The 20,178-nt window shown below is 65.9% G+C and carries 14 protein-coding genes; 6 read left to right on the top strand and 8 right to left on the bottom strand.

The window, feature by feature from the left end:
- Positions 1–96: 96 nt before the first annotated feature.
- Both GN331_RS01330 and GN331_RS01325 read left to right on the top strand, forming a co-directional pair.
- Positions 97–1,275 carry an efflux RND transporter periplasmic adaptor subunit gene (locus GN331_RS01330; protein ID WP_156639603.1) on the top strand — a complete coding sequence of 393 codons (1,179 nt, stop codon included), beginning with the start codon at positions 97–99 and terminating at the stop codon, positions 1,273–1,275.
- A gap of 6 nt (positions 1,276–1,281) precedes the next feature.
- Entirely contained in the window at positions 1,282–4,425 is a 3,144-nt protein-coding gene (locus GN331_RS01325; protein WP_156639601.1) for a multidrug efflux RND transporter permease subunit, read from the top strand.
- A gap of 42 nt (positions 4,426–4,467) precedes the next feature.
- Here the strand turns inward: GN331_RS01325 and GN331_RS01320 are convergent, their stop codons facing one another.
- From GN331_RS01320 to GN331_RS01310, 3 genes are all read right to left on the bottom strand, one after another.
- On the bottom strand, positions 4,468–5,385 hold the full coding sequence (locus tag GN331_RS01320; protein WP_156639599.1) for a hypothetical protein: 918 nt from the start codon (positions 5,383–5,385) through the stop codon (positions 4,468–4,470).
- Positions 5,382–5,723 (bottom strand): PadR family transcriptional regulator, encoded by a 342-nt coding sequence (locus GN331_RS01315; RefSeq protein ID WP_331713323.1) that lies wholly within the window; start codon positions 5,721–5,723, stop codon positions 5,382–5,384. Before GN331_RS01315 ends, GN331_RS01320 begins: the two co-directional genes overlap by 4 nt.
- Before the next feature lie 133 nt (positions 5,724–5,856).
- Positions 5,857–6,240, bottom strand: coding sequence for a phasin family protein (locus tag GN331_RS01310; RefSeq protein ID WP_156639595.1), 384 nt, complete (start codon positions 6,238–6,240; stop codon positions 5,857–5,859).
- A gap of 215 nt (positions 6,241–6,455) precedes the next feature.
- Between GN331_RS01310 and ku the strand changes: the two genes are divergently transcribed.
- Entirely contained in the window at positions 6,456–7,352 is an 897-nt protein-coding gene (gene ku, locus GN331_RS01305; RefSeq protein WP_156639593.1) for a non-homologous end joining protein Ku, read from the top strand.
- 3 nt (positions 7,353–7,355) lie between these two features.
- Positions 7,356–8,225: a non-homologous end-joining DNA ligase gene (gene ligD, locus GN331_RS01300; RefSeq protein WP_331713322.1), complete on the top strand. Its 870-nt coding sequence runs from the start codon at positions 7,356–7,358 to the stop codon at positions 8,223–8,225.
- Here ligD and GN331_RS01295 read toward each other — a convergent pair.
- From GN331_RS01295 to GN331_RS16465, 4 genes are all read right to left on the bottom strand, one after another.
- Positions 8,222–8,884, bottom strand: coding sequence for a sensor histidine kinase (locus GN331_RS01295; protein ID WP_156639591.1), 663 nt, complete (start codon positions 8,882–8,884; stop codon positions 8,222–8,224). The genes ligD and GN331_RS01295 overlap by 4 nt on opposite strands.
- On the bottom strand, positions 8,884–10,602 hold the full coding sequence (locus GN331_RS01290; RefSeq protein ID WP_156639589.1) for a response regulator: 1,719 nt from the start codon (positions 10,600–10,602) through the stop codon (positions 8,884–8,886). Before GN331_RS01290 ends, GN331_RS01295 begins: the two co-directional genes overlap by 1 nt.
- Complete coding sequence (locus GN331_RS01285) at positions 10,587–15,998, bottom strand: HAMP domain-containing protein (RefSeq protein ID WP_156641177.1); 5,412 nt, start codon at positions 15,996–15,998, stop codon at positions 10,587–10,589. Before GN331_RS01285 ends, GN331_RS01290 begins: the two co-directional genes overlap by 16 nt.
- Positions 15,999–16,160: 162 nt before the next feature.
- Positions 16,161–16,700 carry a sensor histidine kinase gene (locus GN331_RS16465; protein WP_197426957.1) on the bottom strand — a complete coding sequence of 180 codons (540 nt, stop codon included), beginning with the start codon at positions 16,698–16,700 and terminating at the stop codon, positions 16,161–16,163.
- Between the two features lie 172 nt (positions 16,701–16,872).
- Here GN331_RS16465 and GN331_RS01275 point away from each other — a divergent pair, with 172 nt between their 5' ends.
- Positions 16,873–17,835, top strand: a complete 963-nt coding sequence (locus GN331_RS01275) for a BON domain-containing protein (RefSeq protein ID WP_197426956.1) — start codon at positions 16,873–16,875, stop codon at positions 17,833–17,835.
- A gap of 69 nt (positions 17,836–17,904) precedes the next feature.
- On the opposite strand, the gene GN331_RS01270 is transcribed toward GN331_RS01275, so the two are convergent.
- Complete coding sequence (locus GN331_RS01270) at positions 17,905–19,290, bottom strand: sigma-54-dependent transcriptional regulator (RefSeq protein WP_197426955.1); 1,386 nt, start codon at positions 19,288–19,290, stop codon at positions 17,905–17,907.
- Positions 19,291–19,484: 194 nt separating this feature from the next.
- Here GN331_RS01270 and GN331_RS01265 point away from each other — a divergent pair, with 194 nt between their 5' ends.
- Positions 19,485–20,075 (top strand): DUF4142 domain-containing protein, encoded by a 591-nt coding sequence (locus tag GN331_RS01265; protein WP_197426954.1) that lies wholly within the window; start codon positions 19,485–19,487, stop codon positions 20,073–20,075.
- The last annotated feature ends 103 nt before the right edge of the window (positions 20,076–20,178 follow it).

Here is a 20,178-nt window from a genome sequence, read left to right as displayed (position 1 = left end):
TGCGACGAGCAGACGCGTGACCAACGACAGGGGTTCCGCGCCCCGGTGCGCAAGGTAAACTCCCGCGTACAGAAAACGGAAGAAGAGGCATCGCGCATGGCCCGCAAGCTTGGAAGCAACGGCACGAACGCTCGCATCGCAACGGTGTTCGCGGTCGCGATCATGGTCGCGGCATGCGGAAAGGACGACGCGAATGCAGCGGGTGGGCAGATGCCGCCGCCGGAAGTCGGCGTGGTCACGGTGCGCCCGACCACGGTGCCACTGGTGAAGGAGCTCGTCGGCCGCCTCGCCGCGTATCGCAGCGCCGACGTGCGCGCGCGCGTGCCGGGCGTGTTGCAGCGTCGCGTGTACGAAGAAGGCAGCGACGTGAAGGAAGGCCAGCTGCTGTTCGTCATCGATCCGGCGCCGCTCCAGGCCGCGCTCGGGCAGGCCATGGCGTCGCAGGCCTCCGCGCAGGCCAACTACGTGAACGCGCGCACCGCCGCCGAACGCGCGCGTAATCTCGCGCCGCAGAAATTCATCTCGCAGTCCGATCTCGACAACGCACTGGCGACCGAACGCTCGGCCGCGGCCGCGTTGCAGGCGGCGAAGGCGGCCGTCGATGCCGCACGCATCAACCTGGGCTATGCCTCGGTGCGCTCGCCGATCAACGGCCGCGCGGGCAAGCAGCAGGTGACCGAAGGCGCGCTCGTCGGCCAGGGGGATGCCACCTTGCTCACCACCGTCGACCAGATCGACGAGATGTACGTCAATTTCTCGATGAGCGTCGACGAGCTCACGCAGGTGCGCCAGGCCAACACGTCGGGCAAGCGCAGGGTGCAGGTGCTGCTGCCCGACGGCTCGCCGTACAAGCACGACGGTTCGCTGGATTTCAGCGCCGATACCGTCGATCCCTTGACCGGTGCGGTCGCTCTGCGCGCCATCGTGCCGAATCCCGAACACCTGCTGTTGCCGGGCACGTTCGTCACCGTGCGCGCCACGCTCGGCATGCAGAACAACGCCTTCCGCGTGCCGGCGCTCGCCGTGCAGCGCGACGTGCAGGGTTCTTACGTGATGGTCGTCGGCAAGGACGGCAAGGTCGCGCGCAAGAACGTCGCGACGCAACGCCAGGAAGGCGCGGATTGGGTCGTCGGTTCCGGCGTTGCGCCGGGGGACCAGGTGATCGTCTCGGGCCTGCAACGCGTGCAGCCCGGCGCGCCCGCGAAGGCCGTGCCGTGGACGCCGGAAAAGAAGGCCGCCGACAACGCCGCCCCCGCCGCGCAACCGCAGGGCTGACCGACCATGTCCCGTTATTTCATCAACCATCCGGTCTTCGCCTGGGTGATCGCGATCATGATCGTGATCTCCGGCGTGCTCGCGATTCGCGGCCTCGGTGTCGAGTCGTATCCGAACATCGCGCCGCCGCAAGTCGGCGTCAACGCGTTCTACCCGGGCGCCAACGCCGAAACCGTCGAGCGCGCGGTCACGCAGATCATCGAGCAACAGCTCACCGGCATCGACAACCTCGACTACTTCAGTGCCTCGTCGGGTTCCGACGGCAGTGCGTCGATCAACCTGACGTTCAAGCCGGGCACCGATCCCGACACCGCGCAGATGCAGGTGCAGAACAAGGTCTCGCAGGCGCAGCCGCGTTTGCCGGAAGACGTCGTGCAGCAAGGCATCACGGTGTCGAAGTCCAACAGCGGCTTCCTGCTCGTCATCGCATTGAAGTCCAGCGATCCGGCGATCGGCCGCGACGAGCTGTCCGATCTCATCGCGTCCAACGTGCTCGACCAGATCGCGCGCGTGCCGGGCGTGGGCAGCACGCAGTTGTTCGGCGGCCAGTACGCGATGAACATCTGGCTCAACCCGGACAAGCTGCATGCCTACGGCTTGTCGGCGACCGACGTCCTGGCCGCGGTGCGTGGGCAGAACGTGCAGTTCTCCGCCGGCCAGATCGGCGGCGAGCCCTCGCCGGACACGCAGATGTTCACCGCGCCGGTGTCGGCCGAAGGCCGCTTCTCGCAACCGGAAGAGTTCGAACGGATCCTGTTGCGCACCACGCCAGATGGCGCGGCCGTGCGCCTGAAGGATGTCGCGCGCGTCGAGGTGTCCGGTGAAGCGCATAGCTTCGACCTGAAGTGGAACGACCAGCCCGCCGCCGGTTTCGCCGTGCTGCTGGGCCCGGGCGAGAACGCGCTCTCGGTCGCGGCCTTGGTCAAGGACCGCATGGCGCAGTTGCAGCCGAGCTTCCCGAAGGGCGTGGAGTGGTTCACGCCCTACGACACGTCCGACTTCGTGCGCATCTCGGTCGAGGAGGTCGTCAAGACGCTCGCCGAAGCGATGGTGCTGGTGTTCCTGGTGATGCTGCTGTTCCTCCAGAACTTCCGCGCCACGCTCATCCCGACGCTCGTCATTCCCGTCGCGCTGCTCGGCACGTTCCTGGGCATGTACGTGCTCGGCTTCACGATCAACCAGTTGAGTCTGTTCGGCATGGTGCTGGCGATCGGCATCGTGGTCGACGACGCGATCGTGGTGATCGAGAACGTCGAACGCATCATGACCGAGGAAGGCCTGTCGCCGAAGATGGCCACGCGCAAGGCGATGCAACAGATCACCGGCGCGGTCATCGCGATCACCATCGTGCTGGCGGCGGTGTTCATTCCCAGTGCGCTGCAGGCCGGTTCGGCCGGCGCGGTGTACAAGCAGTTTGCGCTGACCATCGCGATGGCGATGTTGTTCTCCGCGTTCCTCGCGCTGGGCTTCACGCCGGCGTTGTGCGCGAGCCTGCTCAAGCCGAGCGCGGAACACGAAGCCCGCAATCCGATCTTCCGCATCTTCAACAAGTACTACGGGAAGATGGCGAACACCTACGTCGGCCACATCGGCAGCGCGGTGCGCCATGCGTCGCGGTGGATGGTGGTGTTCCTCGTGCTTGCGGGCCTGTGCGCCTTCCTGTTCTGGCGGATGCCGGGCAGCTTCCTGCCGGAAGAAGACCAGGGTTACGCGCTGGCGGTCGTGCAGTTGCCGCCGGGCTCCACGCTGCGTCGCACGAATGAAGTGTTCGACCAGATGCGGCCGGCGATCTCGAAGCTGGAAGGCTTCGACGGCATGATGCAGGTGTCGGGCTTCAGCTTCATCGGCCAGGGCGAGAACGTCGGCATGGCGTTCATCAAGCTCAAGCCGTGGGACGAACGCAAGATCAATGCGACGAAGTTCATCGAACAGGCCAACGGCGCGCTGTATCCGATCCGCGACGCGCAGATCTTCGTGATCAACCTGCCGACGGTGCAGGGCCTGGGCCAGTTCGGCGGCTTCGACATGTACCTGCAGGATCGCGCGGGCCAGGGCCGCGATGCCCTCAACGCGGCGATGGGCACGCTGTTGCAGAAGGCCGGCGAGGACAAGGCGTTGATGGGCGTGCGTCCGAATGCGCTGGCGCCTTCGCCGCAGTTGAAGCTGGACGTGGATCGCGTGCAGGCCGAAGCGATGGGCTTGTCGGTCGGCGATATCTACAGCGCGATCCAGCTGATGCTGGCGCCGGTGTACGTCAACGACTTCGTGCAGGGCGGCCGCGTCAAGCGCGTGCACATGCAGGCCGATGCGGCGTATCGCACGGGCGCGGACTCGCTCTCGCACTTCTACACGCCCTCGCCGGAGAAACAGGCGAACGGCTTGCCGACGATGATCCCGCTCAACAACGTGGTGAAGTCGACGTGGGAAGTCGCCGAGCCCACGCTCACGCGTTACAACGGCTTCGCGGCGGTGGAGATCGTCGGTTCGCAGTCGGCGGGCCACAGCTCCGGCGAAGCGATGAGCGTGATGCAGAAAATCGTCGACACGCAGTTGCCGCCGGGCTTCGGTTACGACTGGGCGGGCCAGTCGCACCAGGAAATCCTCTCCGGCAACCAGACCACGATGTTGATGGTCCTGTCGATCGTCGTGGTGTTCCTGTGCCTGGCCGCGTTGTACGAAAGCTGGTCGGTGCCGGTGGCGGTGTTGCTGGTGGTGCCCGTCGGCGTGCTCGGCGCGGTGGCGCTGTCGATGCTGCGCGGCCTGCCCAACGACATCTATTTCAAGATCGGCCTGATCACGGTCATTGGTCTTGCGGCGAAGAACGCGATCCTGATCGTCGAGTTCGCGATCCAGGAGCGCAACGAAGGCAAGCCGCTCGGCCAGGCCGTCGTGGAAGCGGCGAAGCTGCGACTGCGGCCGATCCTGATGACGTCGCTGGCCTTCATCATGGGCGTGTTGCCGCTGGCGATCTCGACCGGCGCAGGCGCGAATGCACGCCACGCGATCGGTACCGGCGTCATCGGCGGCATGCTCGCGGCCACGTTCCTCGGCCTGCTCTTCATCCCGGTGTTCTACGCGATCGTGCGGCGCGCACTCGGCGACAAGCTGGACGAACCGCCGAAGATCACCCAGCACCTCGACGACGTCTGATGCAACGAAAAACCCCGGCAGATGCCGGGGTTTTTCTTGGGGTCAATGACGCGTGGCGATCTTGGGTTCGTGCAATCGCGGCCGTGCCCCGCGGACCAGCCTGACGCCCAGGTCGATCAGCAGGATCAGGAACAGGATGCCGAGCCCGAAGCGCGCGCCGTCGGTGGTCGCCTGCGACACGAAGATCGGGCCGTCCGCGATGAGCCAGCCGATCAGCGCAAGCCACGCGATGCTGAAGGCGAATTCGAGGCGACGCGTTGCATGCGTCCATCGGCCCTTCGCCAGCACGTTCACCATCACTGCGAAGCCCGCGACCCACAGGACGACGATCAGCCAGGCGCGCGTGCGCAGGAAGTCGGGGTCGTAGACGAACAGGCGCGGAAAGGGCTCGGGCAACTGCGCGGCGATCCACGGCAGGCAGACCATCAGCGCGACGCCGATGGCGTACCACGTCAAACCGAAGGCCATCGCGCCGCGATGCACGCGATCGGGATCGACGTCGCGCGGCGAGAACGCCGGCGGCGTCGTGCGCCACTGGCGGATCCATGCGCCGAACAAGGCCATCATCGACAGGAAGCCCGGCCACCAGAACGCGCCCAGGCCCCACGTCAGCCACCACGCGGTGATCGACTGGCCTTCCGCGACGCGGGGCAGGGTGAGCGCCCATTGCAGCGCGATGCCGCCGAGCGACAACCATGCGAAGGTGCGCGTCTGCTCGGGCGGCAGGATGACGAAGCCCGGTGCGCGATAGCGCGCGGCGATGTCGGCGGGCGCGCCGAATTCGCGCAGCATCGCGAGCACCATCGCATCGTCGGGCGCGCGGCCGGCCGCTTCCGCGCGCTCGTCCAGCATTTCCGAGAGCAACGTGCGCAGCTCGACGCCGATGTCGTTGCGTTCCTTGAGCGGCACGCGGCGGATGACGTCGGCCACGTAGGATTCGATGACGTCGTTCGGGTTCATTTCCCGCTCCCAATCAGGCCGGCCATGGTGTGCACCAGGGCGTTCCAGGTGCCGGTCAGTTCGGCGAGCAACGCCTCGCCTGCGTCGTTCAAACGGTAGTAGCGGCGGGGCGGGCCGTCCTCGATCCGCCATTCCGACGCGAGCACGCCCTGCGCCTCGAGCCTGCGCAGCAACGGGTAGAGCGTGCCTTCCTCGATCGGCATGCCCCGCTGGGCCAATGCCTGCCGCAGCGAATAGCCGTACTGCACCTCGCGCAGTTGCGAGAGGACTGCGAGCACGAGCGCGCCGCGGCGGAGTTCGCCTTCCAGCTTCGGTCCGGGGTTCTCTCGGATGTCCACGGTGCTTCGCCTTGTGACTTGCGGCGCACGGTACATTGCGGCACACAGTATGTCAACAGAAAAAAGCCTCCCCGTTTCGGGGGAGGCTTTCGTTGGTCTCAAATCCCCGCTTTCGCGGAGAGAAGACCGAGTCTTACTTGGCCTTGGTGGCCTGCGCGACCTGGTCCGTCGCCTGCTTCGCCTGCGCTTCGAACTGCGACTTGGCGATCTGGCCGATGGCTTCCTGGGTCTTCACGGTGCGGCCGATGACGTCCTGGCCGGTGGCGATCGAACGCTCGACGTTCTCACGGGCAACCTGCAGGCCCTTCGGGAAAACGGCCTTGAACTGCTCCGGGTTGCGGGCTTCGGCGACTTCGCCGAAGAACGCGAACGTCGCGTTGGCGCCGGCTTCGAGGGCGGCCATCTGCAGGCCGAAGACCTGGGTGGCGTTGTCGAGGGCGAGGCGGTTGATCTGGGCCGCGGTGTCCGCGAACTGGCGCGAGGCGGCGGCGAACTGTTCGTTGATCTGCTGGTACATGGCAGGGGGAACTCCACGGTGGGTCCACCCGGCGGAAGTGCTGGATGGTGCGGTGCAGCATAGTCGCCTCCATGGTGCAGTGCAACAACCGCTCGTCGCCTCGTTCGGTAAACCGTAATCTGCGTGAAATCAGCGTGTTACGTCCACGCCCCGTTCACGCGGCGCCCACCTGAGCAGCGCGACGCTGCAGGGCCCTCCCGCTGGAGTTCGCGGTCATGGCAGCCCGCCCGATCTGGAACGGCACCCTCTCGTTCGGCCTCCTCAACATCCCGATCCAGCTGATGACGGGCGAAAAACGCACCGAGCTGCACTTCCGGATGATGGATGCGCGCAACAAGGCGCCGGTGAAGTACGAGCGCGTGAATGCCGAGACGGGCGAGGAGGTGCCCTGGAAGGAAATCGTCAAGGCGTTCGAATACTCCAAGGGCAACTACGTGGTGCTCGAACCCGAGGACCTCGCGAACGCCGCGAGCGAAAACCGCGAGGTGATCGACATCGAAGCCTTCGTCGACCGCGAACAGATCACGCCGGCCTACATCGAGAAACCCTACGTCCTCGTGCCCGGCAAGAAAGCCGAGAAGGGTTACGTGCTGCTGCGCGAAGTGCTGAAGAAAACCGGCAAGGTCGGCATCGGGCGCGTGGTGATCCGCACCAAGGAGTACCTGTCGATGGTGCTTCCGCAGGAAGACGCCTTGCTGCTGATGCTGCTGCGCTTCCCGGAAGAGGTCGTCTCGCTCGAGGAATACAACATCCCCGAAGGCGACGCCGCGAAGTGGAAAGTCACGCCGAAGGAAATGGAAATGGCGACGACGCTGCTCGAATCGATGGCGAGCGATTTCAATCCGGAAGACTACAAGGACGAGTTCAAGGAACGCCTGACCGCGGCGATCAAGAAGCGCCTGAAGCAGAAGGGCGCGACGACGACCGTCGAGGAAGAGGCGGCCGCGCCGGAGGCGACGACCAACGTCGTCGACTTCATGTCCCTGCTCAAGAAGAGCCTGGAGAAGAAGGGCGAGGCGCCGGCCAAGGCGACCGCGCGCAAGGCCTCGAAGAAACCCGCCACCAAGAAGGCGCCGGCGAAGGCCACGAGCAAGAGCAAGAAGAGCGCCTGACGCGTGGCCGCGGCGAAGCCGGCGTTGCCGACGCTGTCCTCGCCGGACCGCGTCGTATATCCCGATGTCGGCATCACCAAGAAGCAGGTGTTCGACTACTACGCCGCCGTCGCCGAGCGCTTGCTGGAGGATTCCGGCGAGCGCCTGATGTCCGTCGTGCGTTGCCCCGACGGCATCCAGGGCGAGCGCTTCTTCCAGAAACACCTCGGGCCTGCGTTCGGCAAGGCCGTGCATCGCGTCGAGATCGCCGAGAACGACGGCAAGCTGGCCGAATACGCGTGGCTCGACGATCTCGCGGGCGTGTTGTCGCTCGCGCAGATGAACGTCATCGAATTCCACCCGTGGGGTTCGAAGGTCAAGACGCTCGAAAAACCCGACCGTCTGATCTTCGACCTCGACCCGGATCCCGGCATCGGCTGGCCGAAGATCAAGGCGGCGGCGCGCGAGTTGCGCGATGAACTTCAAGCGCTCGGACTCACGTCCTTCCCGCGCCTGAGCGGCGGCAAGGGCGTGCACCTCGTCGTGCCGATCGCAAAGCGCTACACGTGGGATCAGTCGCGCGACTTCTGCGATCGCTTCGCGCATGCGATGGAAGCACGCGCGCCGCAGCGGTACGTCGCGACGATGAGCAAGGCCAAGCGCGAAGGGCGGGTGTTCATCGACTGGCTGCGCAACGGGCGCGGCGCGACGGCGGTGTCGAGCTTCTCGCTGCGGGCGCGACCCGGTGCGCCCGTGGCGATGCCGGTGACGTGGGATGAGTTCGCGAGTGTGCGCGCGCCGGATCGCTTCAAGTTGAAGGATGCGGTGAAGCGGGTGGATGCGCCGATCTGGGACCTTTCGATCGCGAAAGACCAGAAATTGCCGAAGCTTTAGGCCACCGGCAGGGCGACACGAATGCGTTGCATCGCACCGACGTTCGGCCCTTCGATGCTGAGCATGCCCGCATGCGCATCGATGATCGCCTTGGCGATCAGCAGCCGCAGGCCCAGGCCTTCGTCGAGCGGCGGGATTTGCGGACATTCCAGCAACTTCGAACGTACCGCTTCGTCCACCGCCGGTCCGTTGTCCGCGAAGACGATCTCGACGTTGTCGCCGTGCAACGCGACATCCACGCGCGCGCCCTGCGCATCGCGCGCCAAGGTTTGTTCCAGCAACGTGCGGAACATCTGCGCGAGGCGGGACGAGTCACCCAGGATCAGGGCATCCGCCGCGCCGGTGCCGTAATGCGGATCCACGCTGACGCCATGGATCGATCCGACGGCCATGTCGAGAATCCCGCCGAGTTCCAGGCGTTCGCTGCGATCCACCAGACGACCCTGTTGCGCGCGAGACCAATCATCGAGCTCGTCGATCATCCGCGCCATGCGCTGCGATTGGCGCACGACGATGTCCGACAACTCCTTCGCCGTCTCGCCGCCGGGGTCGGTCCGCAACAGATAGGCCGCGGTCTGCAGCGACGACAGCGGACTGCGCAGATCGTGCGCGAGCCGGTTGAACCACGGACTGTTGCCGCTGGAGCCGTCGTTGGCCATCACACCGTCCTGGGTTGGGTTTCGTCGCAGATGCTGCGCACGATATCCAGGTCCGGCGGCTTGACCAGATGGTGGTCGAAGCCGGCCTCGGCGGTGCGGCGCCGATCGTCGGGTTGGCCCCAACCGGTGACGGCCACGAGCACGCGGCGTCCGCCATCCGGTTGCGCGCGCAGTTGCCGCGCGAGTTCGTAACCGCTGAGGCTCGGCATGCCGATGTCGAGGAACACCAGGTCGGGATCGAAGCGTTCGACTTCGGCCACCGCCGCGTGCGGATCGTAGAGGCGCGTCACTTCGTGGCCGAGGATCTCCAGCATCATCGCCAGCGTGTCGGCGGCGTCGCGGTTGTCGTCGAGCACGAGGATGCGGCGCGAGCGCGATTTGGTGCTGCGCGACAACGCCGCCGGCGGCGGTGCGTGCGCGGGCTGGAACCCGACTTCGCGCAAGGGGAGGGTGACAACGAACACGCTGCCATGCCCGAGGCCCGGGCTTTCGCAGCGAATCGTGCCGCCGTGCATCTCGACCAGCTGCTTCACCAGCGTCAGGCCGATGCCCAGGCCGCCGCGTGCGCGCTCGACCGACGTATCGACCTGCGCGAACAGTTCGAACACTTCCTCGATCTGCTGCTGCGTCAAGCCGATGCCGCGATCGTGCACGCTGACGGTAACGAGCTGGCCGTCGCGTTGCGCGACGACCTCGATCGTGCGCCCGGCATCGGAATATTTCGCCGCGTTGCTGAGCAGGTTCGAAAACACCTGCGACAGGCGCTCGCCATCGGCGAGCATCGGCAAAGGCATTTCCGGCACCGCCAGTTGCAGCGGATGCGCGCCGGCTTCGAGCACGGGCGAGGCCGTTTCGATCGCGGCGTGCAGGATCTGTTGCAGCGTCGTGGGCTCTGGCTTGAGCACGAGCTTGCCGCGGCTGATGCGCGCGACGTCGAGCAGATCGTCGATCAAGCGCACCAGCAGGCCGAGCTGGCGCTCCATCATGTCCTGGAAGGGATCGTCGCTGCCGGTGAGCTTGCGGATGCTGACTGCGTTGCGCAGCGGCGCGAGCGGATTGCGCAACTCGTGCGCGAGCGTGGCGAGGAATTCATCCTTCCGGCGGTCGAGTTCGCGCAACTGCGTTTCGGCGCGCGTGCGTTCGCCGATCTGCGATTGCAAGTCGACGTTGCGCTGCGCGAGTTCGACGTTCGCCAGGCGCAGCGATTCGTTGAGCAATTCGAGCTCGCGCGCTTTCTCGTTGCGCAGCGCTTCGTTCGCGGCGGCCAGGCGTTCGTTGGCCAGTTGCAGTTCGCGGCGCTTGCGGAACAACTCCGCCAGCACGACGACCTTGGAACGCAGGATCTCCGGGATCACCGGCACCATCACGTAGTCCACGGCGCCGAGCTTGTAACCGCGCATGCGGTCCAGGTCGGAGACGTTGACGGCGGTGACGAAGATGATCGGCGTGCGCTCGAAGCGCGGATGCTGGTGGATCAGGCTCGCGGTCTCGAAGCCATCCATGCCGGGCATGTTGACGTCGAGCAGGATCACCGCGAACTCGTCCTGCATCAGCTTCTGCAGCGCCTCGGGCCCCGAACTCGCATCCACGAGCCGCTCGCCGAGCGGTTCGAGGATTGCGCGATACGTCAGCAAGCGTCCCGGCTGGTCGTCGACCAGCAGGATGTTGACGGGCGTATGGCCCGGCCCGAGCGGCTGGGGCGTCAGCGGTGCAGCCATTGACGCAGTACTCCGAGCAGCTGATCGGTGACGACGGGTTTGGCGAGGTAATCCGACGCGCCCGCTTCCAGGCACTTCTCACGGTCGCCCTTCATCGCCTTCGCGGTGAGCGCGACGATGGGCAGCGCGCGTGCGTCGGGCATGCCGCGAATGGCGCGCATCGTGTCGTAGCCGTCCATGCCGGGCATCATGATGTCCATCAGCACCAGGTCGATGTCGGGATCTTCGGCGACCTTTTCGATCGCTTCGTGGCCCGTGCCCGCGGTGATGACGCTCATGCCGTGGCGTTCGAGCACGCTGGACAGCGCGAAGATGTTGCGCACGTCGTCGTCGACCACCAGCACGCGCTTGGACTTCAGCGCATCGTCGGTCTCGTGCAGGCGCTGCACCATGCGCTGCTTCTGCGGCGGCAGGTCGGCGATCACGCGATGCAGGAACAGCGCGGTTTCATCGAGCAGGCGTTCGGGCGATTCGACGCCCTTGATCACCACGCTGCGTGCGGCCTTGCGCAGGTACGCGTCTTCGGCGGCGGTGAGTTCCTTGCCGGTGAACACGACGATCGGCAACTCGTGCAGCTTGGGCTGTTCCTGCACGCGGTCGAGCAGATCCAGGCCGCTCATGTCGGGCAGGCGCAAGTCGAGCACGACGCAATCGTAATCGTTCTCCACCAGCGATTGCAGCGCCTGCGCGCCGGTCTGCGCGGTATCGATCGAGATGTCGTCGTGCCGCAGCAGTTCCTCGATGCTCATCCGTTCGCGATCGTCGTCCTCGACGATCAGCAGTCGCTTGGTGCGCGGCAACGTGTATTCACGGATGCGTTCGAGCGCCTGTTCGATCGACTCGGGATTCGACGGCTTGGCGAGGTAGGAGAACGCGCCGCGCTCGATCGAGTGGTGCCGCTCTTCCTCGATGGTGACGATCTGCACCGGGATGTGGCGCGTGGACGAGTCCTGCTTCAGGCGCGCGAGCACCGTCCAGCCGAGCATGTCGGGCAGGAAGATGTCGAGCGTGATCGCGTTGACCGCGTATTCGCGCACCAGCCGCAACGCTTCGGCGCCGCGGTTGGCGGTGAGCACCTGGAATCCGCGCGAGCGCGCGAGATCGCGCAGGATCGCCGCGTAGTTCGGATCGTCTTCCACCACCATGAGGATGGGTTTGTCCGGATCCAGGCGTTCGCGATCGTCGGGCACGTCGACCAGTTCGGAGAAGGGATTCTCCGCCACCGCGTGCGCGTGCTTCTGGTTGAGCATGTTCGACACCGATTCACCGGTGCCGACGTAGTCCAGCGGCAGGTACAGCGTGAACGTCGAACCCTTGCCGAGCGCCGATTGCAGGCGCAGTTCGCCGCCGAGCAGGCCCGCGATTTCGCGCGAGATCGCAAGGCCCAGGCCCGTGCCGCCGTACTTGCGCGAGGTGCCCGCGTCGGCTTGCTGGAAGGCTTCGAACACGATGCGCTGCTTCTCCGAAGAGATGCCGATGCCGGTGTCGGTCACATCGAACGCGATGACCGTCGGCGCGCCGTCGAGCACCGGATGCCCTTCGGTCCAGCCGTGCGTGGCCACGCGCGCGGAGAGGCGCACGCTGCCGCGATCGGTGAACTTCAACGCGTTGGACAGCAGGTTCTTGAGGATCTGCTGCAGGCGCTTGGGGTCGGAATGGAACACGCGGCCGATTTCGCCGGGGAAGTCGACGGAGAAATCCAGGCGGCGGCGTTCGGCTTCGTGGCGGAAGCCGCGTTCCAGGTTTTCGCGCAGGTGCGAGAACGCGATCTCTTCGCTGTCGACGGTGACCGTGCCCGATTCGATCTTCGACAGGTCGAGGATGTCGGAGATCAGGTGCAACAAGTCCGAACCCGCGGCGTGGATGGTCTTGGCGAATTCGACCTGGCGGTCGCTGAGGTTCTCTTCCGGGTTCTCGGCCAACTGTTGGCCGAGGATCAGGATCGAGTTGAGCGGCGTGCGCAACTCGTGCGACATGTTCGCGAGGAACTCGGACTTGTAGCGCGAGGTGAGCGCGAGCTCGGCGGCCTTTTCTTCCAGCGCGCGGCGGGCCTGTTCGATTTCCTGGTTCTTGCGTTCCACCTCGGTCTTCTGCTCGGCCAGCAACGTGGCCTTGAGCGCGATGTCCTCGTTGGTCTGCTGCAGTTCCTTCTGCTGCGACTGCAATTCGCCGGCGAGCTGCTGCGACTGCGAAAGCAGGCGCTCGGTGCGCATCGTCGCTTCGATGGTGTTGAGCACGATGCCGATCGAGCCCGACAGTTGTTCGAGGAACGCGCGCTGCGAGGGCGTGAACTCGGTCAGCGAAGCCAGTTCGATGACCGCCTTGATCTGGTCTTCGAACAACACCGGCAGCACGACGACGCTGCGCGGAACGGCGCTGATGAGGCCCGATTCGATCTGCACCGTGCCGGCCGGCACGTCGTTGATCACGATCATCTCGGCCTGCGCGGCGCATTGCCCGATCAGGCCCTGGCCGAACTCGACGTAACGCGGTTCTTCATCGTTGTAACTGGAGTCGGCGTAACCGGCGAGTTGGCGCAGGCGATTGCGGCCGCGGCGTTCGTCGATTTCCACGATGTACAACACGCCCTGCTGTGCGTAGACCAGCGGCGCGAGTTCCGACAACAGCATGTGGCCGAGCGTGATCATGTCGCGCTGGCCCTGCATCATTCCCGAGAACTTGGCGAGGTTGGTCTTCAGCCAGTCCTGCTCGCGGTTGGATTCGGTCGTTGCGCGCAACGTGCCGATCATCGCGTTGATGTTGTCCTTCAGGTCGGCGAGTTCGCCGCGCACGTCCACCTGGATCGAACGCGTGAGATCGCCCTGCGTCACCGAGGTGGCCACCTCGGCGATCGCGCGCACCTGCGTGGTGAGGTTGGCCGCGAGCTGGTTCACGTTCGCGGTCAGATCCTTCCAGATGCCCGCGGTGCCCGGCACGTTGGCCTGGCCGCCGAGGCGCCCTTCGACGCCCACTTCGCGCGCCACCGTCGTCACCTGGTCGGCGAAGATTTCCAGCGTCTCGGTCATCGAGTTGATGGTGTCGGCGAGTTCGGCGATTTCGCCCTTCGCTTCCACCGTCAGCTTCTGGTGCAGGTCGCCGTTGGCCACCGCGGTCACCACCTTCGCGATGCCGCGCACCTGCGTGGTGAGGTTGGCGCCCATCGAGTTGACGTTGTCGGTGAGGTCCTTCCACGTACCGGCGACGCCCGGCACCTGCGCCTGGCCGCCGAGTTTGCCTTCGGTACCCACTTCGCGCGCCACGCGCGTGACTTCCGCGGCGAAGCCGTTGAGCTGGTCCACCATGACGTTGATCGTGGATTTCAGCTGCAGGATTTCGCCCTGCGCATCCACCGCGATCTTGCGCGAGAGGTCGCCCTTCGCCACCGCGGTCGCGACCTCGGCGATGTTTCGAACCTGCGTGGTGAGGTTCGACGCCATCGAGTTCACGTTGTCGGTCAAATCCTTCCACGTACCCGCGACACCCGGCACCTGCGCCTGGCCACCGAGCTTGCCTTCGGTACCCACTTCGCGCGCCACGCGCGTCACTTCTGCCGCGAAGCCGTTGAGCTGGTCGACCATCGTGTTGATGGTTTCCTTCAGCTGGAGGATTTCGCCGCGCACGTCGACCGCGATCTTGCGCGAGAGGTCGCCCTTCGCCACCGCGGTCGTCACTTCGGCGATGTTGCGCACCTGCGCGGTGAGGTTGGACGCCATCGAGTTGACGTTGTCGGTCAAGTCTTTCCACGTGCCCGCGACACCCGGCACCTGCGCCTGGCCACCGAGCTTGCCTTCGGTACCCACTTCGCGCGCCACGCGCGTGACTTCCGCCGCGAAGCCGTTGAGCTGGTCCACCATGACGTTGATGGTGTTCTTCAGCTCGAGGATTTCGCCGCGCACGTCCACGGTGATCTTGCGCGAGAGGTCGCCCTTCGCGACCGCCGTGGTCACTTCGGCGATGTTGCGCACCTGCGAGGTGAGGTTGGAGGCCATCGCGTTGACCGAGTCGGTCAAGTCGGCCCACGTACCCGCGACACCCGGCACCTGCGCCTGGCCGCCGAGTTTGCCTTCTGTACCCACTTCGCGCGCCACGCGCGTGACTTCCGCCGCGAAGCCGTTGAGCTGGTCGACCATGGTGTTCATGGTGTCCTTGAGCTCGAGGATTTCGCCGCGCACGTCCACCGTGATCTTGCGCGAGAGATCGCCCTTCGCCACGGCGGTGGTCACCTCGGCGATGTTGCGCACCTGCGAGGTGAGGTTGGACGCCATGGAGTTCACCGAGTCGGTGAGGTCCTTCCACGTACCGGCGACGTCGGGCACCTGCGCCTGGCCGCCGAGGCGGCCTTCGGAACCGACTTCGCGCGCCACGCGCGTCACTTCCGAGGAGAAGCCGTTGAGCTGGTCGACCATCGTGTTGATGGTGTTCTTCAATTCGAGGATTTCGCCGCGCACGTCCACCGTGATCTTGCGCGAGAGATCGCCCTTCGCCACGGCGGTCGTCACTTCGGCGATGTTGCGAACCTGCGAGGTGAGGTTGGACGCCATCGCGTTGACCGAGTCGGTCAAGTCTTTCCATGTACCGGCAACGCCCGGCACGATCGCCTGGCCACCGAGCTTGCCTTCGGTACCCACTTCGCGCGCCACGCGCGTCACTTCGGATGCGAAGCCGCGCAGCTGGTCCACCATCGTGTTGATGGCTTCCTTCAGCTGCAGGATTTCGCCGCGCACGTCCACGGTGATCTTGCGCGAGAGGTCGCCGTTGGCCACGGCGATCGTCACTTCGGAGATGTTGCGCACCTGCGCGGTGAGGTTGGACGCCATCTGGTTCACCGAGTCGGTGAGGTCCTTCCACACGCCCGACACGCCCTTCACCTTCGCCTGGCCGCCGAGGCGGCCCGCGGTACCCACTTCCAGCGCCACGCGCGTCACTTCCGAGGAGAACTCGGACATCTGTTCGAGCATGCGGTTCACGATGCCCGCCGCGCGAAGGAATTCGCCCTGCAGCGGCCGGCCATCGTTGTCCATCGGCACGGTGCGCGAGAGGTCGCCCTTGGCCACCGCGGCCATCGCTTCGGTCATCGTTTCGATCGGGCGCGCCATGTCGCGGATCAGCCCGTTGACCGACTGCTCCATCTCCGCCCACTGGCCCTGGCGATTCGCCGCGGGCATGCGCTGGCGCGTGCGGCCTTCGCCACCGACCCGCTGCGCGACGCGCGCAAGATCGTTGGCCAGGCGTTTGTTCTGATTGACGATGTCGTTGAAGGCGTCGGCGAGCTTGCCGTTCAACCCTTCCCAATGCGGCGGCAGCTGGACCGAGAAGTCGCCTTCGCGGACCGAGTTCATCGCCATCAGGAGTTGTTGCAGCTGCTCGGCGACGTTGGCGTCGACGGCAGGTGGCATGGACACGGCACTGGTTTCTGCCGGCGTTGCGGCAACGGCGCCACGGCGGGTGCGCCGGGCGGGCGGGCTTTCGTTGTTCACTGAACCTCCGGTACCCGTCCCCACGGGCAAACTGGTGCGCACGCTACGTTTACGCGGGTAGGGGCCATGTGAAGGCGGCGTTCACTCTGGGGAAGGAAGGGACCATCGGAACGACCATCCCCCGTCCACGCGTTTCGCCGACACCCGGAGCTCGGCCACCCGGGATCCGGCGAGCGCGGTTGCGATCGGTCCGGGCGCATCCAGGCCCTGCGCATCGCACGTGAGTGCACCGCCGTCGCCGGCGCGCAGGCGGAAGGCGTGGGCGCCGAGCGCATGGCTTTCGACGGCGACCACGCAGAGCGCCTGGCGCAACAGGCCGGGCACCGGCGCGGACGCGTCACCATCGCAGGAGACGTCGACCTCGCCCTGCAAACGGTCGCGCAGGATCAGCGCGGCGGTCGACAAGGTTTCGTCGGTGGGCATGTGCGCCAGCACGCCGTTGCCGCGTTCGACCGCGGCTTCGATGCGCGTGAGGCAGGCGAGGGTGCGCGCGGGCTCGTCGACGAGTTGGCGCGCGGCGAAAGCATTGATCTGGACGGCGTTCAAGACATTGCGCAGGTCGTGGACACCTTCGCGCAAAGAGTGCGGCGTGGCGTCGTGTTCATGGGGGAGTTCGGTCACGGCGTTCCCTCTCGCCGAGGAGCGCGCACTGTCGCCAAAGACGTGTTTAACCGGCGTGAGGCGGAACCCGTTTCCGGCCCCGTGCATTCATGTGGCCTCTCATCGGCACGTAACCGTTTCGCTCGTATTTTCGGGCGGCGGAGTCCAGGACAACGCCAAGCAGGAGAGTTGCATGAACCACAAAGATCGAGATCGAGACCATCGTTACGCGCGCAGCCTGCGCGATACCTACAACCCCGAACCGCAATGGCTGCGGCAGGACCGCGAAAACCGCACGTGGGGCAGCCAGCGCGACGAAGAGTTCGAATCGGGCATCGGCGGCAGCCAGTACGGCGGCAGCGAATACGGGTACGGCGGCAGCGGCCGCGGAAGTTACGCGGGCAGCGGACGCGAGTGGGGCGAGAACGCCCAGGGTTACAACGCGCAGGGCTACAACACGCAGAGTTACAACACGCAGGGCGCGGGCACCAACCGCGATTTCGGCGGACGCGATTACGGCCAACGCGATCAGCAGCGCATGCGCGAAGAACGCGAGTATCAACAACGCAGCTTCGGTAGCGGACGCAACGCGCCGTCGCGCGAAGCGCAGCAGGATGACAGGCCCGGTTACGAGACCTCGGGTTGGGACGACAACCTGGAGACCGGGCAACGTCGCTACGAACCCTTCCACGTCGGCACCGGCATGGGATTGGGCACGGACAGCCAGTACGGACGTGAGCGCGAGTTCGGCCAGAGCTACGGACACGCATCGGGTTACGGCGGCCACGGTGGCTGGGATCTCGGCACGCACCAGCGCGACATCGGCGGCTCGTCGTCGCGGCAGTCCTTCCGCGGCATGGGGCCGAGCCATTACAAGCGTGCCGACGAACGCATCCGCGACGACATCTACGAACGCCTGACCGACAGCCATGTCATCGACGCACGTTCGATCACGGTCGACGTCAACGAAGGCAACGTCACGCTGACGGGCACCGTCAACGAACGCCGCATGCGTTATGCCGCCGAGGATCTCGTCGAACGCGTCGGCGGCGTGGCGAACATCAACAACCAGTTGCGCGTGCAGGCGCAGGAAACCACGCTGCAGCAGCCGTCGTCATCGATCGAGAAGACGAAGCTGGACGACAAGCGTCATTGATCGAAGTACTCCCTCCCCTGCAGAAGCAGGGGAGGGCCGGGGAGGGGTTCAGTCGGGTGGCGCATTCGATCAACCCTCGTCGTCATCCGTCGCCGCGCCACCGCGTTCGCGCGCCAATCGATTCCGAATCGTCCGCGCCGTGATCCCCAGCGCCGCCGCCGCACGCCTGCGGTTGTTGCCGTAATGCTGCAGCGTCTTGCGCAGGATCCGTCGTTCCATTTCCTCAAACGACGTGCCGATGGTGAAGGTGATCGTGTGCGAGGACTCGTCCGCCGGTTTCGGGAACGATTGCGGCGCGATGCGCACCACACCGTCCTCGGCGAGGATGTAGCTGCGCTGCACCGCGTTGCGCAATTCGCGCACGTTGCCGGGCCAGGCCGCGCGGGCGATCGCGTCGATCGTGTCGGGCGCGAAGGCATGGCGCGTGCCGCCGCGCGTGTTGAGTTCGGCGAGGAACGCATTGGCCAGGCGCAACGCATCGCCGTCGCGTTCGCGCAGCGGCGGGACGGGAATGTCGAAACCGCTGAGGCGGTAATAGAGGTCTTCGCGCAAGCGACCGCTGGCGACGGCCTCGCGCGGATCGCGATTGGTGGCCGACACGATGCGCACTTCCACCGGCAGGTCCGCATGTCCGCCGACGCGGCGATAGCAACCGAAGTCGAGCACGCGCAGCAGGTGCGTCTGCAGCACCGGCGCCATTTCGGTGATCTCGTCGAGGAACAGGGTGCCGTGCGCCGCTTGTTCGAGGAACCCCAGGTGCCGCGAGAACGCGCCGGTGAAGCTGCCTTTCTCGTGGCCGAACAATTGACTCGAAAGCAACTCGCCTGCGACCGCGCCGCAGTTCACCGCAACGAACGGTCCCGTGCGTCCGCTCGCTTCATGGATCGCGCGCGCGACGAGTTCCTTGCCGACGCCGCTTTCGCCGTGCACGAGGACGGCCGCGTCGGTCGGCGCGACTTTCTCGATCATCCGGCACACCGTCTGGAACCCGCGCGATGCACCGACCATGCCGTGGTTCGGCGTCGGCGCAACCGGCGGTGCGATGCGACGATCGGTGGCGGCGGCATGCAGCAGTTCGCGCAAGCGATCGGGACAGATGGGTTTGACCAGGTAGTCGACCACCGAACTGCGCAGCGATTGCAGCGCCGACTCGACCGTGGGGCGACCGGTGACGATCACGGCGTGCGTGCGTTGCACATCGATGTCCTCGAGCAACTGCAGCCCACTGCCGTCGGGCAGGTCGAGGTCGACGAGCGCGAGATCGTAATCGTGCTGGCGCATGCGATGCAGCGCCTGGCCGAGTTCGCTCGCGATGGTGATTTCGAATCCCTCCAGTCGCGCGACTTCCGCTGTCGCGTGCACGAAGCCGACATCGTCGTCGACGATGAGCAGCGTCGGCGCGCGGATCGTATTGGGGTCGCTCGTCGTCTTCTCGGACGACTGGGAGGCATCCATGTCGGGCTCGGCGCGGGGGACGCGTTGCGGTTTACTCCGCAGTAAGCGATCCCGGGGTGAAGGCCGAGCTAGATTTTCCGCAACCGGAAGGATTTTCCGGCGCATTCACGCGGTGGGCATGCCGATTGCGTCACTCAGGCGTCCCCCGAGTGGCAGGAGGCAGGCCGATGCGTCTTCACATTCCTCACAACTTGATGTGGCTGTCGCTTGCGGCGATCGCGGCGACCAGCGGTTGCGATCGCGGCAAGCAGGACGCGTACGCAGACCGCGGCACGAGCGCGGCGAGCACCGTCGCCGTATCGCCTTCGACGATCGCGACGGCATCGACGATCGCGCCTGCAGCGCCGGGCGCCGCGACACCGGGCACTGCGCAGCTCAATCCCGGCGACCTCTCGTTCCTGTCGGCGGCCGCGCGCGGCAATGAAGCGGAGATCGCGACGACCGAACTCGGCATGTCGCGCGGCAACGCGAAAAACAAGCAGCTTTCGCGCATGTTAAACGGCGACCACGTGGCGCTGCGCGATGAGATCACCTCGCTCGCGCCGACGCTCGGGACGCCGCCCACGGTCGAGGTGGCGAAGGAACTCTCCGATCTGCAAGGCGAAGCATTCGACGCTCGCTTGCTCGCGACCTATCGCGAACAACACGAAGCAGCGATCGCGATGTTCACCTCCGCCAGCACCGACACCACGCTCAGCGAATCGGTCCGCCTGCTTGCCAGCGACGCCCTTCCCAAGCTCAGGAGCCATCTGACGGCGGTCCAGGCCGCCGGCGCACCGGAATGAAATTCCCGCGTCGGCGCGCGCCTTCGGTCAGGACCGGATGAATGGCCCGGTTCGTGCGTCACTGAAGAGCCGCTCCATCCCCCGGGCGCGTGAAGGAGAACGT

Source organism: Noviluteimonas gilva, assembly GCF_009740395.1.
GTDB lineage: Bacteria > Pseudomonadota > Gammaproteobacteria > Xanthomonadales > Xanthomonadaceae > Noviluteimonas > Noviluteimonas gilva.
Note: the sequence above shows the minus strand (reverse complement) of the source record. Positions and strands in the feature narration are given on the sequence as shown.

Excerpts from the sequence above, each read along its gene's own strand:
- GN331_RS01275 (WP_197426956.1), top strand. The coding sequence starts at position 16,873 with ATGAACCACAAAGATCGAGATCGAGACCATCGTTACGCGCGCAGCCTG.
- ku (WP_156639593.1), top strand. The coding sequence starts at position 6,456 with ATGGCAGCCCGCCCGATCTGGAACGGCACCCTCTCGTTCGGCCTCCTC.
- GN331_RS01270 (WP_197426955.1), bottom strand. The coding sequence starts at position 19,290 with ATGGATGCCTCCCAGTCGTCCGAGAAGACGACGAGCGACCCCAATACG.
- GN331_RS01265 (WP_197426954.1), top strand. The coding sequence starts at position 19,485 with ATGTGGCTGTCGCTTGCGGCGATCGCGGCGACCAGCGGTTGCGATCGC.
- GN331_RS01295 (WP_156639591.1), bottom strand. The coding sequence starts at position 8,884 with ATGGCCAACGACGGCTCCAGCGGCAACAGTCCGTGGTTCAACCGGCTC.
- GN331_RS01290 (WP_156639589.1), bottom strand. The coding sequence starts at position 10,602 with ATGGCTGCACCGCTGACGCCCCAGCCGCTCGGGCCGGGCCATACGCCC.
- GN331_RS01320 (WP_156639599.1), bottom strand. The coding sequence starts at position 5,385 with ATGAACCCGAACGACGTCATCGAATCCTACGTGGCCGACGTCATCCGC.
- GN331_RS01310 (WP_156639595.1), bottom strand. The coding sequence starts at position 6,240 with ATGTACCAGCAGATCAACGAACAGTTCGCCGCCGCCTCGCGCCAGTTC.
- GN331_RS01285 (WP_156641177.1), bottom strand. The coding sequence starts at position 15,998 with ATGCCACCTGCCGTCGACGCCAACGTCGCCGAGCAGCTGCAACAACTC.
- GN331_RS01330 (WP_156639603.1), top strand. The coding sequence starts at position 97 with ATGGCCCGCAAGCTTGGAAGCAACGGCACGAACGCTCGCATCGCAACG.
- GN331_RS01325 (WP_156639601.1), top strand. The coding sequence starts at position 1,282 with ATGTCCCGTTATTTCATCAACCATCCGGTCTTCGCCTGGGTGATCGCG.